This window comes from Pseudomonas sp. W2Oct36 (genome assembly GCF_041060465.1).
GTDB lineage: Bacteria > Pseudomonadota > Gammaproteobacteria > Pseudomonadales > Pseudomonadaceae > Aquipseudomonas > Aquipseudomonas graminis_B.
This window is the reverse complement of sequence record NZ_JAUERW010000005.1, coordinates 162,773-180,377: the sequence shown is the minus strand read 5'-3', so window position 1 is coordinate 180,377 and position 17,605 is coordinate 162,773. Positions and strand designations below refer to the sequence as shown.

Annotated in this window: 11 protein-coding genes; 4 read left to right on the top strand and 7 right to left on the bottom strand. The window is 60.4% G+C overall.

Annotated elements, in window-relative coordinates; translation table 11 throughout:
• Positions 1 to 56 precede the first annotated feature (56 nt).
• The 4 genes from clpX (at position 57) to QWI18_RS10085 (ending at position 6,461) form a co-directional block, all read left to right on the top strand.
• Positions 57 to 1,340 carry an ATP-dependent Clp protease ATP-binding subunit ClpX gene (gene clpX / locus QWI18_RS10100; RefSeq protein WP_037013640.1) on the top strand — a complete coding sequence of 428 codons (1,284 nt, stop codon included), beginning with the start codon at positions 57 to 59 and terminating at the stop codon, positions 1,338 to 1,340.
• A 201-nt stretch (positions 1,341 to 1,541) separates the two neighbouring features.
• Positions 1,542 to 3,938, top strand: a complete 2,397-nt coding sequence (gene lon / locus QWI18_RS10095; RefSeq protein WP_065986444.1) for an endopeptidase La — start codon at positions 1,542 to 1,544, stop codon at positions 3,936 to 3,938.
• A 136-nt stretch (positions 3,939 to 4,074) separates the two neighbouring features.
• Positions 4,075 to 4,347, top strand: a complete 273-nt coding sequence (locus QWI18_RS10090; RefSeq protein WP_065986445.1) for an HU family DNA-binding protein — start codon at positions 4,075 to 4,077, stop codon at positions 4,345 to 4,347.
• A 239-nt stretch (positions 4,348 to 4,586) separates the two neighbouring features.
• On the top strand, positions 4,587 to 6,461 hold the full coding sequence (locus QWI18_RS10085; protein WP_192134661.1) for a SurA N-terminal domain-containing protein: 1,875 nt from the start codon (positions 4,587 to 4,589) through the stop codon (positions 6,459 to 6,461).
• Positions 6,462 to 7,515: 1,054 nt separating this feature from the next.
• Here QWI18_RS10085 and fabI read toward each other — a convergent pair.
• From fabI to QWI18_RS10050, 7 genes are all read right to left on the bottom strand, one after another.
• Complete coding sequence (fabI, locus tag QWI18_RS10080) at positions 7,516 to 8,310, bottom strand: enoyl-ACP reductase FabI (RefSeq protein WP_065986448.1); 795 nt, start codon at positions 8,308 to 8,310, stop codon at positions 7,516 to 7,518.
• Between the two features lie 19 nt (positions 8,311 to 8,329).
• Positions 8,330 to 9,940, bottom strand: coding sequence for an ABC transporter ATP-binding protein (locus QWI18_RS10075; RefSeq protein ID WP_369318770.1), 1,611 nt, complete (start codon positions 9,938 to 9,940; stop codon positions 8,330 to 8,332).
• 1 nt (position 9,941) lies between these two features.
• Positions 9,942 to 10,961 (bottom strand): ABC transporter permease, encoded by a 1,020-nt coding sequence (locus QWI18_RS10070; RefSeq protein WP_074891214.1) that lies wholly within the window; start codon positions 10,959 to 10,961, stop codon positions 9,942 to 9,944.
• A 1-nt stretch (position 10,962) separates the two neighbouring features.
• A complete protein-coding gene (locus QWI18_RS10065; protein ID WP_369318769.1) occupies positions 10,963 to 12,036 on the bottom strand; it encodes a microcin C ABC transporter permease YejB in 1,074 nt (357 codons plus the stop codon).
• Position 12,037: 1 nt separating this feature from the next.
• Positions 12,038 to 13,933, bottom strand: coding sequence for an extracellular solute-binding protein (locus QWI18_RS10060; protein ID WP_369318768.1), 1,896 nt, complete (start codon positions 13,931 to 13,933; stop codon positions 12,038 to 12,040).
• The gene (locus tag QWI18_RS10055; RefSeq protein ID WP_192134669.1) at positions 13,930 to 15,759 is read right to left on the bottom strand and encodes an extracellular solute-binding protein; all 1,830 of its coding nucleotides are present in this window, start codon (positions 15,757 to 15,759) and stop codon (positions 13,930 to 13,932) included. Before QWI18_RS10055 ends, QWI18_RS10060 begins: the two co-directional genes overlap by 4 nt.
• Positions 15,760 to 15,905: 146 nt before the next feature.
• Positions 15,906 to 17,519, bottom strand: coding sequence for a LysM peptidoglycan-binding domain-containing protein (locus tag QWI18_RS10050; protein ID WP_369318767.1), 1,614 nt, complete (start codon positions 17,517 to 17,519; stop codon positions 15,906 to 15,908).
• Positions 17,520 to 17,605: the final 86 nt, after the last annotated feature.

Genomic DNA, 17,605 nt, shown 5'->3' with positions numbered 1-17,605 from the left:
AAATCGAGCAATTGCCTTCATCTTGTGTTGCAAGCCTACCGGATTGGATCGATCGAATGACTGACACCCGCAACGGCGAGGACAACGGCAAACTGCTTTATTGCTCCTTCTGCGGCAAAAGCCAGCATGAAGTGCGCAAGTTGATTGCCGGCCCCTCGGTATTTGTTTGTGACGAGTGCGTCGACCTGTGCAACGACATCATCCGCGAGGAGGTGCAGGAAGCACAGGCCGAAAGCAGCGCGCATAAATTGCCATCGCCTAAAGAAATCAGCGGCATCCTTGACCAGTACGTCATTGGTCAGGAGCGTGCCAAAAAGGTTCTCGCAGTAGCGGTGTACAACCACTACAAGCGACTGAACCAGCGCGACAAGAAAAACGACGACGTTGAACTGGGCAAGAGCAACATCCTGCTGATCGGCCCGACGGGCTCCGGCAAGACCCTGCTGGCGGAAACGCTGGCTCGTTTGCTCAACGTTCCTTTCACCATCGCCGACGCCACCACCCTGACCGAAGCTGGTTATGTGGGTGAGGACGTCGAGAACATCATTCAGAAGCTGTTGCAGAAGTGCGATTACGATGTCGAAAAGGCCCAGATGGGTATCGTCTACATCGACGAGATCGACAAGATTTCGCGCAAGTCCGACAACCCTTCCATCACCCGTGATGTGTCGGGCGAGGGCGTGCAGCAGGCCTTGCTGAAGCTGATTGAAGGTACCGTGGCTTCCGTTCCGCCTCAAGGTGGTCGCAAGCACCCACAGCAGGAATTCCTGCAGGTGGACACGCGCAATATCCTCTTCATCTGCGGCGGTGCGTTCTCTGGCCTGGAAAAGGTCATCCAGAATCGCTCCACCAAAGGCGGCATCGGCTTCAACGCCGAAGTGCGCAGCAAGGAAGAGGGCAAGAAGGTCGGCGAATCCCTGCGTGAAGTCGAGCCTGACGATCTGGTCAAGTTCGGTCTGATCCCGGAATTCGTGGGTCGTCTGCCTGTACTGGCGACGCTGGACGAACTGGACGAAGCTGCGCTGATGCAGATTCTGACCGAACCGAAGAACGCGCTGACCAAGCAATACGGCAAATTGTTCGAAATGGAAGGCGTGGACCTCGAGTTCCGCCCGGATGCGTTGAAATCGGTTGCCCGTCGTGCGCTTGAGCGCAAGACCGGTGCTCGCGGTCTGCGCTCCATCCTCGAGGGCGTTCTGCTCGACACCATGTACGAGATCCCGTCGCAATCCGACGTGAGCAAGGTGGTGATCGATGAGAGCGTGATCGAGGGCACCTCCAAGCCGCTGTTGATTTATGAAAACAGCGAGCCACCTGCCAAGGCGGCACCGGACGCGTAGCCTGCTGGCAACGCACCGGGCGACTGGAAACGAAAAGGGCCCTCGGGCCCTTTTCGCGTTTCCCTCAAGTCCGGCCCGCGTTTCAGGGTCCTTTCGCTTTAACTCAAAGCGGCGCTTGTTTTTTTAAGGTTCAACCCCCATCTTGATTTTCAGCTTATTTATATCTGTCCATGGCCTGAAGGCCGCCGTAGAGGCGAAATCATGAAGACGACCATTGAACTGCCTCTCTTGCCACTGCGCGACGTTGTGGTTTACCCGCATATGGTTATCCCGCTGTTCGTGGGGCGCGAGAAGTCGATCGAGGCCCTTGAAGCGGCAATGACCGGCGACAAGCAAATCCTGCTGCTGGCGCAACGCAACCCGGCCGACGACGATCCTGGTGAAGACGCGCTGTACAACGTTGGCACCGTCGCCACCGTGCTGCAGCTGCTGAAGCTGCCGGATGGCACTGTGAAGGTTCTGGTTGAAGGCGAGCAGCGTGGCTCGGTCGAGCGCTTCATCGAGGTCGACGGCCATTGCCGCGCCGAAGTCGCGCTGATCGATGAAGTGGACGCGCCGGATCGTGAATCCGAGGTCTTCGTCCGCAGCCTCCTGGCTCAGTTCGAACAGTACGTCCAACTGGGCAAAAAAGTCCCGGCGGAAGTGCTTTCCTCCCTCAACAGCATCGATGAGCCGGGCCGTCTGGTCGACACCATGGCTGCCCACATGGCGCTGAAGATCGAACAGAAGCAGGAAATCCTCGAGATCATTGACCTGTCGGCCCGTGTCGAACACGTGCTGGCGTTGCTGGATGCCGAAATTGACTTGCTGCAGGTCGAGAAGCGCATCCGCGGTCGCGTGAAAAAACAGATGGAGCGCAGTCAGCGCGAGTACTACCTGAATGAGCAGATGAAGGCCATTCAGAAGGAGCTCGGCGACAGCGAAGAAGGCCACAACGAAATCGAAGAGCTGAAAAAGCGCATCGATGCTGCCGGTCTGCCCAAAGACGCGATGACCAAGGCCACCGCAGAGCTGAACAAGCTCAAGCAGATGTCGCCGATGTCTGCTGAGGCCACTGTCGTTCGTTCCTACATCGACTGGCTCGTCCAGGTGCCGTGGAAGGCTCAGAGCAAGGTCCGTCTGGACCTCGCCCGCGCCGAGGACATTCTCGACGCCGACCACTACGGCCTGGACGAAGTCAAAGAGCGGATCCTCGAATACCTCGCCGTTCAAAAGCGCGTGAAGAAGATTCGTGGCCCGGTGTTGTGCCTGGTCGGGCCTCCTGGCGTGGGTAAAACCTCGCTGGCTGAGTCGATCGCCCACGCCACCAACCGCAAGTTCGTCCGTATGGCGCTGGGCGGCGTGCGCGATGAAGCTGAAATTCGCGGCCACCGTCGCACCTACATCGGTTCCATGCCTGGTCGTCTGATCCAGAAAATGACCAAGGTTGGTGTGCGCAACCCGCTGTTCCTGCTCGATGAAATCGACAAGATGGGCAGTGACATGCGCGGTGACCCGGCGTCGGCATTGCTGGAAGTGCTCGACCCCGAGCAGAACCACAACTTCAACGACCATTACCTGGAAGTCGACTACGACCTGTCCGACGTAATGTTCCTGTGCACCGCCAACTCGATGAACATTCCACCGGCGCTTCTTGACCGTATGGAAGTGATTCGTCTGCCCGGCTACACCGAAGACGAGAAGATAAACATCGCCACCAAGTACCTCTCGCCCAAGCAGATCGCTGCCAACGGCTTGAAGAAAGGCGAGGTCGAGTTCGAGGTCGAGGCGATTCGCGACATCATCCGTTACTACACCCGTGAAGCGGGCGTACGTAGCCTCGAGCGTCAGATCGCCAAGGTGTGCCGTAAAGCGGTCAAGGAACACGCCCACGAGAAGCGTTTCTCCGTGACCGTGACCGCGGACATGCTCGAGAACTTCCTGGGTGTGCGCAAATTCCGTTATGGCCTCGCCGAGCAGCAGGATCAGGTCGGTCAGGTGACCGGTCTGGCGTGGACGCAGGTGGGTGGCGAGCTGCTGACCATCGAAGCGGCGGTCGTTCCGGGCAAGGGTCAACTGATCAAGACCGGTTCGCTGGGCGATGTGATGGTCGAGTCGATCACTGCCGCGCTGACCGTTGTGCGCAGCCGTGCGAAGAGCCTGGGCATCCCTCTGGACTTCCACGAGAAGCGCGACACGCACATCCATATGCCGGAAGGTGCAACGCCAAAAGACGGCCCGAGCGCAGGCGTAGGCATGTGCACGGCGCTGGTGTCCGCCCTGACCGGGATTCCGGTTCGTGCCGACGTGGCCATGACGGGTGAAATCACCCTCCGTGGACAGGTGCTGGCAATCGGCGGTCTCAAGGAGAAATTGCTGGCTGCTCACCGTGGTGGCATCAAGACAGTGATCATCCCCGAGGAGAACGTTCGCGATCTGAAGGAGATCCCTGACAACATCAAGGCCGACCTGCAGATCAAACCGGTTAAATGGATTGACGAGGTCTTGCAAATTGCGCTGCAATACGCGCCAGAGCCCTTGCCGGACGTGGCTCCCGAGATGGTTGCCAAGGATGAAAAGCGCGAGTCTGACGCCAAGGAGAGGATCAGCACGCATTAGTCTGGGAGGCCTTCCTTGACAGGTTTTTGGAGCCCTTGCTATAAAGCGGCTCTTCAAGCCTGTTCAGGCCGCTCAGTGTTCGTTTGGTTACACCAAAAAAAACTTAGAAATACTCAAATACATAAGGGGACTTAGAGTGAACAAGTCGGAACTGATTGATGCCATCGCCGCATCCGCTGACATCCCGAAAGCTGCTGCCGGCCGTGCGCTGGACGCTGTAATCGAATCCGTCACTGGCGCTCTCAAGGGTGGCGACTCTGTTGTACTGGTAGGCTTCGGCACGTTCTCTGTCACTGATCGTCCTGCCCGTACCGGCCGTAACCCTCAGACCGGTAAAACCCTGGAAATTCCAGCGGCCAAGAAACCAGGTTTCAAAGCCGGTAAAGCTCTGAAAGAAGCCGTCAACTAAGTTTCTTTTTACTTTGCCCGCCCAGGACAGCGTTATCTCTGTTCAGGGCGTGAAGCGGCAAGTGCGGTTGGTCAAGCGCTGGACTGTCACTCGGGGAACGCATATCGAACCCCGTCCGCTTTGCAAGTTACGAGAAGGCGCATCCTCCGATGCGCCTTTCTTCTATCCGGATTCAACCCACGCTCCGCGTTACCGTGTGCAGCAGCCTGGTGAGTCGAGTACAACCCTCTGGGGGATACATGCTGCAGAATATCAGGGACAATTCACAGGGCTGGATTGCCAAAACCATCATCGGGGTCATCATCGCTCTGATGGCCCTGACCGGGTTCGATGCCATCTTCCGCGCAACCAGCCACTCGCAGGATGCTGCGAAGGTGAATGGCGAAGAAGTCACCCAGGCTGAACTGGGTCAAGCGGTTGAAATGCAACGCCGTCAGCTGATGCAACAGCTGGGCAAGGATTTCGATCCTGCAATGCTCAACGAAAAGATGCTGCGTGACTCGGCCCTCAAGGGCTTGATCGACCGCAAGCTGCTGTTGCAGGGCGCCGCCGATTCCAAGTTCGGTTTCTCCGAAGCTGCGCTGGACCAGCAGATGCTGCTGACCCCTGAATTTCAGGTCGACGGTAAATTCAGTGCTGATCGCTTCGATCAGGTCATTCGCCAGCTCGGCTATTCCCGTCTGCAGTTCCGCCAGATCCTGGGCCAGGAAATGCTGATCGGCCAGATTCGTGCCGGTATTGGCGGCAGTGCATTCGTCACTGACGCCCAAGTCGACGCATTCGCCCGTCTGGAAAAACAGACCCGGGATTTCGCGACGCTGACCCTGCCGGCCGATCCGTCGAGCGTGAAAGTCACCGACGACGAGATCAAGGCGCACTACGATCAGCACGCCAAAGAGTTTCTGAGTCCTGAGCAAGTGGTCCTCGACTACATCGAACTGAAGAAGTCCTCCTTCTTCGACAAAGTGTCGGTGAAGGACGAAGACCTGCAGGCGGCGTATCAGAAAGAGATCGCCAACTTGGCCGAGCAGCGCCGTGCGGCCCACATCCTGATCGAAGTCAACGACAAGACCACGGACGCTCAGGCGAAAGCCAAGATTGAAGAAATCCAGCAGCGTGTGGCCAAAGGCGAAGATTTCGCTGCGCTGGCCAAGGAGTTCTCCCAGGATCCGGGCTCGTCGACCAAGGGCGGTGACTTGGGCTATGCCGGCAAGGGGGTCTATGACCCGGCCTTCGAAGACGCGCTGTACGCGCTGAACAAGGATCAGGTGTCCGCACCTGTTCGCAGTCAGTTCGGCTGGCACTTGATCAAGCTGCTGGGCGTTGAAGCACCGTCGGTGCCGACGTTCGCCAGCCTGAAAGACAAGCTGACCCACGACCTGAAGTCTCAGCAGGTCGAGCAGAAGTTTGTCGATGCAAGCAAGAAACTGGAAGACGCGGCGTTCGAAGCGTCGGATCTGTCGCAGCCTGCTCAGGATCTGGGACTGAAAGTGCAGACCACTGCGCCGTTCGGTCGCGAGGGTGGCGAAGGCGTTGCAGCCAACCGTGCGGTGATTCAGGCGGCTTTCAGCCCGGAAGTGATGGAAGAGGGTTCCAACAGTTCCGCGCTGGAGCTGGATCCCGAGACCGTGGTGGTGGTGCATGTCAAAGAGCACCGTCAGCCTGAGCAGTTGCCGTTGGAAGCGGTATCGGCGCCGATTCGTGCGCAACTGGCGAAGGAACATGCCAGCGATGCGGTGAAGACCAAGGGCGAGGCGCTGCTGGGAGGCCTGCGTGACGGTAAAGTGCCGTATGCGGCGACCAAGCAGGAAGGTCAGAGCTGGAAGGTCGTGGAAGCGGCCTCACGCAGTCAGGAGGGTGTCGATCCTCAGGTGCTGCAGGCTGTATTCCGTATGCCGAAGCCGGAAGGCAAGGACAAGCCGGTTTATGGCAGCCTGACGGCGGCGGATGGCAGCTTTGTGATTGTGCGTCTGAATGGCGTGAATCAGGCGGCGCCGGCGTCGGATGAGGAGAAGAGCCAGTACCGTCGTTTCCTGTCGTCCCGTGAGGGTCAGCAGGATTTCGCGGCCTATCGTAAGCAGTTGGAAGCGGCGGCGAAGATCGAGAAGTATTGATCGACGCATAACGCTGTTAACAGAAAGCCCCGATTCGCGAGAATCGGGGCTTTTTTGTGTCTTGCGAAAGGGCAGGATCAAGAGCGTCTGCCTCACGGCAGACATTTCGCCTTCGGCGAGTTACTTGGAAAAGCACCCCAAGTAACCAAGGGTGCTTGCTCCTAGTTAGGCCCCTCGTTCCTCGGGGTTCCTTCACTCCGGTCTCGCTCCGTGGGCCCGCGCCGAACGGACATCCATGTCCTGACGGCGCTCTCGCCGCATCCATGCGGCTCGGCCCACTGCGCGAAACCTGCGTTCAGCCTGCACCCAAGTCGCGATTGGTGTCGTCTGGACGTTATGTGTATGAAGATCAAGATCAAGTGGAGATCAAAGGCTTCCCGGCTGAAGCCGGTCCCACTAGGTGCCCGCGGTGATTTCCTTGGGACAGGCTTTGATCGTTCCCACGCTCCGCGTGGTAACGCCGCCCCCGACGCTCCGCATCCCTCGGACAACGCATATTCAGGCCGGGGAGGTGACGCGGAGCGTCACGGCATGCATTCCCACGCGGAGCGAGGGAACGATCAACGATCACCTAAACAACGTGCACCCCGTAGGACCGGCTTTAGCCGGGAAGCTGTTGCTGTTGATCTTCTACGCGGTAGCCCGCACACCGCAGAACGCGGCTTGGGTGCAGGCCGAACGCAGACGACGCGGAGTGGGTCGAGCCGCATGGATGCGGCGAGAGCGCCGCCAGGACATGGATGTCCGTTCGGCGCGGGCCCACGGAGCGTCGTCGGAGTGAGGGAACCCGACGAAGTCGGGCCTAGCCAGGAGCAGAGGCTCCCTTGGTTACTTGGGGTGCTTTTCCAAGTAACTCGCCGAAGGCGAAACCCGAGGCCGTTAGGCCGACTCTAATGAACGCCGCATACCTCGGCTTGCAAACTTAGGGCAAAAAAAACGGCAGATCATCCAGCCACAGGGCCGTCTGATCCACCGCTTTCGCCAGCTAGCCGGCGCTTACAGGTCGTGCGCCAGGCTTCAGAGCGTCATCACTCTGAAAAGGGGCAAGCAACCCTCAACCTTCCAGATCACCCATCGCCGTGGTATTGAAACCACCGTCGACGTACATGATCTCGCCACTGACACCGGACGCCAGGTCAGAGCACAAGAAAGCGCCAGCGTTACCCACTTCTTCAATGGTCACGTTGCGACGCAATGGAGTCTGCGCCTCGTTGGCCGCCAGCATCTTGCGGAAGTTGGAGATACCCGAAGCGGCGAGGGTACGGATCGGGCCAGCCGATACCGCGTTGACACGGGTACCGTCCGGGCCGAGGCTGCGGGCCAGGTAACGGACGCCGGCTTCAAGGCTGGCCTTGGCCATGCCCATCACGTTGTAGTTCGGCATGGTGCGCTCGGCACCCAGGTACGACAGGGTCAGCAGGCTGCCGTTGCGGCCCTTCATCAGGTCGCGGCCGGCTTTGGCCAGGGCCACGAAGCTGTAGGCGCTGATGTCGTGAGCGATACGGAAACCTTCACGTGTGGTGGCTTGGGTGAAATCACCGTCCAGTTGGTCGCCCGGCGCGAAGCCAACGGAGTGCACGATGCAGTCCAGGCCGTCCCACTTTTTGCTCAGTTCTTCGAAGACCTTGGCGATTTCTTCGTCGCTGGCGACGTCGCAAGGGAAGCACAGGTCGGCGTTCGAACCCCAACCCTCGGCGAATTCCTCGACGCGCTTCTTGAGTTTTTCGTTCTGATAGGTGAAAGCAAGCTCAGCGCCTTCACGGTGCATGGCGGCAGCGATACCGGATGCGATGGACAATTTGCTGGCGACACCGACGATCAGGACGCGCTTACCGGCGAGAAAACCCATTGTTTTGTTCCTCTTCAGGTTAATCGACAGCTGCCGGCGCCAAGAAGGCGGCCTCCAGCAGCTGCTGTGTATAAGGATGTTGCGGTGCGGCGAAGATGTCTTCTGCCACACCCTGTTCGACCACTTGGCCTTGCTTGACCACCATCAGTTGGTGGCTTAACGCCTTGACCACCGCCAAGTCATGGCTGATGAACAAATACGTCAGGTTGTACTTGGTTTGCAGGGAGCGTAACAGCTCCACCACTTGACGCTGAACGGTCCGGTCGAGGGCCGATGTCGGCTCGTCCAGCAAAATCAGCGCCGGTTTTAACACTAATGCCCGGGCAATGGCGATCCTTTGCCGCTGTCCCCCTGAAAACTCGTGGGGGTAGCGGTGCCGGGTCGCCGGGTCGAGACCCACTTCCTTGAGCGCTTCAACCACGGCGGCTTCCTGCTCCACCGGGGTTCCCATCTTATGAATCCGCAGGCCTTCGCCGACGATATCGCACACCGACATGCGCGGGCTGAGGCTGCCGAACGGGTCCTGAAACACCACCTGCATCTGCCGCCGCAGCGGTCTGACCTGATGCTGATTCATCCCGCTAAGCGATTGCCCGTGAAAGCGTATCTCGCCTTCGCTGCGAATCAACCGAAGGATCGCCAGGCCCAGCGTCGATTTGCCCGAGCCGCTCTCGCCGACAATCCCCAGCGTCTGGCCCTTGGGCAGACTGAAATGGATGCCGTCGACCGCCTTGACGTGATCCACCGTGCGCTTGAACACGCCTTTCTTGATCGGAAACCAGACCCTCAGGTCTTCAACTTCCAGCATCGGCGCGCCCGGCGGGTTGTTCGCCGGCCCGCCCTTGGGCTCGGCGCTGAGCAGTTCACGGGTGTACGGATGCTGCGGCGCGCGAAACAGCTCTTCGCACGATGCCTGTTCGACGATGCAACCGCGCTGCATGACACATACTCGGTTGGCAATTTGCCTGACGACGTTCAAATCATGGCTGATCAGCAGCAAGGCCATGCCCAGCCGGGCCTGCAATTCCTTGAGCAGCTCGAGGATTTTCAGCTGCACCGTGACGTCCAGCGCGGTGGTCGGCTCATCGGCGATCAGCAGCTCGGGCTCGTTGGCCAGGGCCATGGCAATCATCACCCGCTGACGCTGTCCGCCGGACAGCTCGTGGGGCAGAGCCTTCAAGCGCTTGGCCGGTTCCGGAATGCCCACCAGATCCAGCAGCTCCAGCGTGCGCCGCGTCGCGGCCTTGCCGGTCAGGCCCTTGTGCAGGCCGAGCACTTCGTTGATCTGCTTTTCGATGGACTGCAGCGGGTTCAGCGACGTCATCGGCTCCTGAAAGATCATCGCGATGCGGTTGCCGCGAATGCCGCGCAGGCGCTTCTCGCTGACTGTCAGCAGGTCATCACCGGCGTAGCGAATCGTCCCGGTCGGATGACGCGCGAGCGGGTAGGGCAGCAGCCGCAGGATCGAGTGGGCGGTGACTGACTTGCCCGATCCGCTTTCGCCGACCAGCGCCAGGGTTTCGCCCTTGCGGATGTCGAAGCTGATGCCTTCGACCACCCGCTGGACGTTGGTGCCGTTCACGAATTCGACGGAGAGGTCGCGAATCTCGATCAGATTGTCCTGATTCATCTCATTTCCTCGGGTCGAATGCGTCGCGGGCGGATTCGCCGATGAACACCAGCAGGCTCAACATGATCGCCAGCACGGCGAAGGCGCTGATACCCAGCCACGGCGCCTGCAGGTTGGATTTGCCTTGCGCCACCAGTTCGCCCAGCGAAGGCGAACCGGCGGGCAGGCCGAAGCCGAGGAAATCCAGCGCGGTCAGCGTGCCGATCGCGCCGGTGAGGATGAACGGCATGAAGGTCATGGTTGAGACCATCGCATTGGGCAGGATGTGGCGGAACATGATCGCGCCGTTTTCCATGCCCAGCGCCCGGGCTGCGCGCACGTATTCCAGGTTGCGGCCACGCAGAAACTCGGCGCGCACCACGTCCACCAGGCTCATCCACGAGAACAGCAGCATGATGCCCAGCAGCCACCAGAAGTTGGGCTGCACGAAGCTGGCGAGGATGATCAACAGGTACAGCACCGGAAGCCCGGACCAGATTTCCAGAAAGCGCTGGCCGATCAGATCGACCCAGCCGCCGTAGAAACCCTGCAGCGCCCCGGCGATCACGCCGATGATCGAACTGAGGATCGTCAGCGTCAGGGCGAACAGCACCGACACGCGGAAGCCGTAGATCACCCGCGCCAGCACGTCGCGGCCCTGATCGTCGGTGCCCAGCAGGTTCTCTCGCGACGGTGGGGCAGGGGCCGGGACTTTCAGGTCGTAGTTGATGCTCTGGTAACTGAACGGAATCGGCGCCCACAGCGTCCAGCCGTCTTTGGCCGCCAGCAGCTCCTTGATGTACGGGCTCTTGTAGTTGGCCTCCAGCGGGAATTCGCCGCCGAAGGTGGTTTCCGGGTATCGCTTGAACACCGGGAAGTACCACTCGCCGTCGTAGCGCACGGCCAGGGGTTTGTCGTTGGCGATGAGCTCGGCGCCGAGGCTGGCGCCGAACAGGATCAGAAACAGCCACAACGACCACCAGCCACGCTTGTTGGCCTTGAAGCGTTCGAAACGGCGTCGATTGAGGGGGGACAACGTCATATCAATGATCCCTGCGGTCGAAGTCGATGCGTGGGTCGACCAGCGTGTAGGTCAGGTCGCCAATCAGTTTCACCACCAGCCCCAGCAGGGTGAAGATGAACAGCGTGCCGAACACCACCGGGTAATCACGGTTGATCGCGGCTTCGAAGCTCATCAGGCCAAGGCCGTCGAGGGAGAAGATCACTTCCACCAGCAGGGAGCCGGTGAAGAAGATGCCAATGAACGCCGACGGGAAACCGGCGATCACCAGCAGCATGGCGTTACGGAACACGTGGCCGTAGAGCACCCGGCGCTGGGTCAGGCCCTTGGCCTTGGCCGTGATCACGTACTGCTTGCCAATCTCGTCGAGAAAGCTGTTTTTCGTCAGCAGGGTCATGGTGGCGAAGTTGCCGATGACCAGCGCGGTGATCGGCAGCACCAAGTGCCAGAAGTAATCGCCCACTTTGGCCAGCCAGCTCATCTCATCGAAGTTGCTCGACGTCAGCCCGCGCAACGGGAACCAGTCGAAGTAACTGCCGCCGGCGAACACCACGATCAGCAAGATGGCGAACAGAAACGCCGGAATGGCGTAGCCGACGATGATCGCCGAGCTGGTCCACACGTCGAAATGGCTGCCATGGCGCGTGGCTTTGGCGATCCCCAGGGGGATCGACACCAGGTACATGATCAGCGTGCTCCACAGCCCGAGTGAGATCGACACCGGCATCTTCTCGACGATCAGGTCGATGACCTTGGCGTCGCGGAAGAAACTGTCACCGAAATCCAGCCGGGCGTAGTTCTTGACCATGATCCACAAGCGTTCCGGCGCCGATTTGTCGAAGCCGTACATGTGCTCGATTTCTTTGATCAGGCTCGGGTCCAGACCCTGTGCGCCGCGATAGGTCGAGCCGGCCACCGAGACTTCAGCGCCGCCACCGGCGATGCGGCTGGTGGCGCCTTCGAAGCCTTCGAGCTTGGCGATCATCTGCTCCACCGGGCCGCCCGGCGCGGCCTGGATGATGACGAAGTTAATCAGCAGGATGCCGAACAGGGTCGGGATGATCAGCAGCAGACGCCGCAGAATGTAGGCCAGCATGCTATTGCTCCGTGCCTTTGGCTGACTCGGCGTCGGCCGGCATCTGATCTGGCGCGGCCTGCACGGGAATCGCCGGCGTCGCGTCGGGTTTGACCCACCAGGTCACGGTGCCGATGTCGTAGAGCGGGGTTTTGCCCGGGTGGCCCAGGTGATCCCAGTACGCCACGCGCCAGGTCTTGATGTGCCAGTTCGGGATCACGTAGTAGCCCCACAGCAGCGCGCGGTCGAGGGCGCGGGTGTGGTCGATCAGGCTCTGGCGCGAGTCGGCGTTGATCAAGCCGCTCACCAGCGTGTCGATCGCCGGGTCTTTTAGGCCGATCACGTTGTAGCTGCCCGGCTTGTCGGCGGCGGAGGAATCCCAGTATTCGCGCTGCTCGTTACCCGGCGAACTGGATTGCGGGAAACTGCCGACGATCATGTCGTAGTCCCGTGAGCGGCGGCGGGTGATGTACTGGGAGACATCGACCCGGCGGATTTCCAGATCAATGCCGATGTCGGCCAGGTTGCGTTTGTACGGCAGCAGCACGCGCTCGAATTCGGTCTGCGCGAGCAGAAACTCGATGGTGACCGGCTTGTTTTCGGTGTCGACCATCTTGTCGCCGACGATCTTCCAGCCGGCGTCCTTGAGCAGCTGGAACGCCTTGCGCTGTTGCTCGCGGATGATGCCGCTGCCATCGGTGACCGGCAGCTTGAATGCCTCGGTGAACACCGATTCCGGCAGCTTGCCGCGCAGGGGCTCGAGGATCTTCAGCTCGGCAGGCGTCGGCAGGCCTTCGGCGCCCATGTCGGAATTGTCGAAATAGCTTTTGGTGCGGGTGTAGCTGCCGAAGAACAGCTGCTTGTTGGTCCACTCGAAGTCGAGCAACAGGCTGAGGGCCTGACGCACGCGCACGTCTTGGAACATCGGCTTGCGCAGGTTGAAGATAAAGCCCTGCATCCCCTGAGGATTGCCGTTGGGGATTTCTTCCTTGATCAGACGGCCCTCTCTGACCGCCGGAACGTCGTAGGCCGTCGCCCAGTTCTTCGCCGCCATCTCCTGCCAGAAGTCGAAAGCACCAGCTTTTAAAGCTTCGAGGGCCACCGTGTTGTCGCGGTAGTAGTCGGTGGACAGCCGATCAAAGTTGTAGAAGCCCTTGTTGATTGGCAGGTCCTTGCCCCAGTAGTCCTTGACCCGCTCGTAGCGAACCGAGCGTCCGGCTTTGACTTCGACCACCTTGTACGGCCCGCTGCCCAGCGGAATTTCCAGGTTGCCCTTGCTGAAGTCGCGGGTGGCCCACCAATGTTTAGGCAACACCGGCAACTGGCCGAGGATCAGCGGCAGTTCGCGGTTGTCGTTGTGCTTGAACTTGAACAGCACCGTGGTCGGGTTTTCGGCGACGGCCTGATCAACGTCCGCGTAGTAACTGCGGTACAGCGGCGAGCCGTCCTTGATCAGGGTCTCGAAGCTGAACACCACGTCTTCGGCGCGGACCGGGTGGCCGTCATTGAATTTCGCTTCGGGCCGCAGGTAGAAACGCACCCAGCTGTTGTCCGGGGCTTTTTCGATCTTGCCGGCGATCAGGCCATATTCGGTGAAAGGCTCGTCCAGGCCCTGGCGGGCAAGGGTGTCGTAGATCAGGCCGATGTCGTCGGCAGGCACGCCCTTGCTGATGAACGGGTTGAGGCTGTCGAAGCCGCCAAACCCGGCGCTGCGCAGAATCCCGCCTTTGGGCGCGTCCGGGTTCACGTAATCGAAATGCTTGAAGTCCGCGGGGTATTTCGGCGCTTCGTTGTACAGGGTGATGGCGTGTTGCGGAGCCGCCTGGGTTGCACAGGTTACGCCCAGCAGCAGCGGGGCCAGCACGAACGGGCTCAGAAACAGGCCGCCGGCGCGGGTCAGGGAGCGCAGGGCAGTCATTGGGTTTTCTCCGAAGGCTTGAGCCACCACGCACGCAGGCCCAGGGTATAGGGCGGGGTGGTGACCATGGCGAACCGGTTGCGGTACGCCAGACGGTGATTATTGAGGTACCAGTTGGGGATCATGTAGTGCTGCCACAGCAACACGCGATCCAGTGCACGGGTCGCCGCCACCTGATCATCCCGGGTCTTCGCGGCCAACAGCTGGTTGAGCAGGTTGTCGACCACCGGGTTGGCGACGCCGGCGTAGTTTTTGCTGCCTTTGATGGTGGCCTGGCTGGAATGGAAATACTGCCATTGCTCCAGCCCCGGGCTGAGGGTCTGGTTCAGGGTCATCAGAATCATGTCGAAATCGAACTGGTCCAGCCGCTGTTTGTACTGAGCGCGGTCAACGGTGCGCAGGTGCGCGTCGACGCCAATCCGCGTGAGGTCTTCGATGTAGGGCTGCAGGATTCGCTCCAGGTTGGGATTGACCAGAAGTATTTCGAAACGCAACGGCTGCCCGGCGCTGTTGGTCAAACCGCGCTCGGTGAATGTCCAGCCCGCGTCGGCCAGCAGCCCCAGCGCCTTGCGAATGGAATCCCGGGGCACGCCGCCGCCGTCGGTTTTCGACACCGCGAAGGGCTGGGTGAACAGCCTGGCCGGCAACTGCTCGCGGTAGGGGGCGAGCATGAGGAACTCACGACCGGCGGGCAGTCCGCTGGAAGTGAATTCGCTGTTGGGGTAGTAGCTGGTCGAGCGCATATAGGCGTCATTGAACAGCGTGCGGTTGGTCCACTCGAAGTTGAACATCAGCCCCAGGGCTTCGCGCACACGGATGTCGGCGAACGCGCCGCGACGGGTGTTCATGAACAGCCCTTGGGTCTGCGTGGGGATCTGGTGCGGGATCTGCGCCTTGATCACCTTGCCCTCGGTCACCGCCGGGAAGTCATAACCGGTGAGCCAGTTCTTCGCCTGATGCTCGATGTAGATGTCGAACTCGCCCGCCTTGAACGCTTCGAACGCTACGTCGGCGTCGCGGTAGAACTCCACTTCGACGCGGTTGAAGTTGTACTTGCCGCGGTTGACCGGCAGGTCCTTGCCCCAATAGTCCTTCACCCGCTCGAACACCAGGCTGCGCCCCGGCCGCACCTGGGTGATGCGGTAGGGGCCGCTGCCCAACGGGGCATCGAAGGAGGTGGCCTTGAAGTCGCGGTTCTTCCAGTAATGCTGCGGCAGAACCGGCAGTTCGCCGAGGCGCAGAATCAGTAATGGGTTGCCGGAGCGCTTGAACACGAAACGAATGCGGTGGCGGTTGAGGATGTCCACACGCTGCACTTCCTGCAACGCCGTGCGGTACTGCGGGTGACCGTCCTTCAGTAACGTTCTATAGGAAAACGCCACGTCGTAGGCGGTAATCGGCTTGCCGTCGTGAAAGCGCGCTTCGGGGCGCAGGTTGAACACCACCCAGCTGCGGTCGTCGCTGTACTCGACGGTTTTGGCGATCAGGCCGTAACTGGAGGTGGGTTCATCGCCGGAGGGGTCGTACTGTCCCGTGCCGACCATCAGTGGTTCGTTCAGCTCGCTGACGCCGTACTGGCCGAAGTTGGCCGTCGAAATCGGGCTGCTGCCCTTGAAGGTGTACGGGTTGAGGGTGTCGAACGTGCCGTTGGCCATGATTCGCAGGGTGCCAGCCTTCGGCGCCTCAGGATTGACCCAGTCGAAATGCGTGAAGCTGGCAGGGTACTTGAGGACGCCGAATTGTGCGTAACCATGGCTTTCGCTGATGGTCGCGGCGGCTGTCGTGCTCAAGACCAGGCTGAAAGTCAGCAGCAGGTGACGTATCAAGTCGGCGGTCGATCCAGGCAGCGGTCGGTCACAGTAACAGCTTGTATCGGCTGGAAAAAGGGCAGGGCGGGCGGATGGAGGACGCCGACTCAGGCGTGAGCCTGTGGGAGCGAGCTGACTCCCACGATGGCGGGACTGGCCCTAGATCAATGGGACAAATAAACCGTCAGTGTCTGCCCTGGCTTGAGGGCCTGGCCGCTGCGCGGATTCCAGCGCTTGAGGTGCTGCATTTCGACGTTGAAGCGCTTGGCGACGAGGTACATCGAATCGCCTTTCTGGATCTTGTACTGCATCGACTTCTTGCCGGCGTCTTCGCCCCTGGCGCTGCTGTCAGCCTTGGCCACAGCGCGTGAGCTGGCTTTCGCCGGTTTGCTGTCGTCCTGCATGACCAGCGTCTGGCCGACCTTGAGGTTCTGGCCCGACAGCTTGTTCCAGTGCTGCAAATCCTTAACGTCGACCTTGTTGATGCGCGCGATCTGCACCAGGTTGTCGCCCTTCTTCACCCTATAGCTGCGGGTGCGCGCCGGCTTTTCGTCCACCTCGGCGACTTCTTCGAACACCGGCATCGCGTACTGCATGCCGGGCTGCACCGGAATCGTCAGCGCCTGGCCGCGTTTCACCTGATTGCCGGACAGCTTGTTGATGTCCTTGAGGGTGCTGGTCGACACCTTGTAGCGGCTGGCGATGCTGACCAGGCTGTCGCCCGGACGCACGCGGTATTGCTGCCAGTCGACCAGCTCTTCAGGCTTCATGTTGGACAGGTTGGTGGTCAGCAACTGGGATTTCGACGTCGGCACCAGCAGGTGTTGGGGGCCGTCGATGGTCAGACGCTTCTTGAAGGCGGGGTTGAGCTGCACCAGCTCGTCTTCGTCGATGTTCGCCATGGCGGCGACTTTCGACAGGTCCATGCGCTGATTCAGCTCGACGACCTGGAAGTACGGCTTGTTGTCGATCGGGCTGAGGTTGACGCCGTAGGCATCTGGCGACATGACCACCTGGGACAGTGCCAGCAGCTTCGGCACGTAGTCGCGGGTTTCCTGCGGCAGCGGCAGGTTCCAGTAATCGGTGGGCAGGTTGAGCTTTTCGTTGCGTTCGATGGCGCGGCTGACCGTGCCTTCGCCGGCGTTATAGGCCGCCAGTGCCAGCAGCCAGTCACCGTTGAACATGTCGTGCAGCTTGGTCAGGTAGTCCAGCGCTGCGGTAGTGGACGCGGTGATGTCGCGGCGGCCGTCGTAAAAATTGGTTTGACGCAGGTTGAAGTAGCGGCCGGTGGACGGAATGAACTGCCAGATCCCCGCCGCATCGCTGCGCGACAAGGCCATCGGGTTGTACGCGCTCTCGATCACCGGCAGCAACGCCAGCTCAAGGGGCATGTTGCGTTCTTCCAGACGCTCGACGATGTAGTGCATGTAAAGACTGCCGCGGTTACCGGCGGTTTCGAGAAACGAAGGGTTGTTCGCGTACCAGAGACGCTGCTGATCGATCCGCGGATTCTGGTCGTTGCCGTCTTGCAACTGGAAACCTTGACGCATGCGCTCCCACACATCATGGGGCGGTGCGAGGGGGACAGGTTTGCGCGCGATATAAACAGGTTTTGGCTTAGTGCTGGCGACGGGATGGGCGGCACTGGAACCGTTCCCGGATTCGAGGCCGCCGGTGCTCTGGCAGCCTGCCAGTGTCGCGCTCGCGACCACTGCGATTGCCTGGGCCAACCGAGTCAATGTGTCGGAATTGAAGGTTTTGCGTATAGATGACGACATTGGCTGGGGGATAGTTCCAGGCGAAAATGTCGGGCGATTCTAGAAAGTGACTGGTGAACGGTCAACCTTTCAGAATTTCCGTGCTG

Coding starts and splice junctions, on each gene's coding strand:
- clpX (WP_037013640.1), top strand. CDS start 57: ATGACTGACACCCGCAACGGCGAGGACAACGGCAAACTGCTTTATTGC.
- lon (WP_065986444.1), top strand. CDS start 1,542: ATGAAGACGACCATTGAACTGCCTCTCTTGCCACTGCGCGACGTTGTG.
- QWI18_RS10085 (WP_192134661.1), top strand. CDS start 4,587: ATGCTGCAGAATATCAGGGACAATTCACAGGGCTGGATTGCCAAAACC.
- fabI (WP_065986448.1), bottom strand. CDS start 8,310: ATGGGTTTTCTCGCCGGTAAGCGCGTCCTGATCGTCGGTGTCGCCAGC.
- QWI18_RS10075 (WP_369318770.1), bottom strand. CDS start 9,940: ATGAATCAGGACAATCTGATCGAGATTCGCGACCTCTCCGTCGAATTC.
- QWI18_RS10070 (WP_074891214.1), bottom strand. CDS start 10,961: ATGACGTTGTCCCCCCTCAATCGACGCCGTTTCGAACGCTTCAAGGCC.
- QWI18_RS10065 (WP_369318769.1), bottom strand. CDS start 12,036: ATGCTGGCCTACATTCTGCGGCGTCTGCTGCTGATCATCCCGACCCTG.
- QWI18_RS10060 (WP_369318768.1), bottom strand. CDS start 13,933: ATGACTGCCCTGCGCTCCCTGACCCGCGCCGGCGGCCTGTTTCTGAGC.
- QWI18_RS10050 (WP_369318767.1), bottom strand. CDS start 17,519: ATGTCGTCATCTATACGCAAAACCTTCAATTCCGACACATTGACTCGG.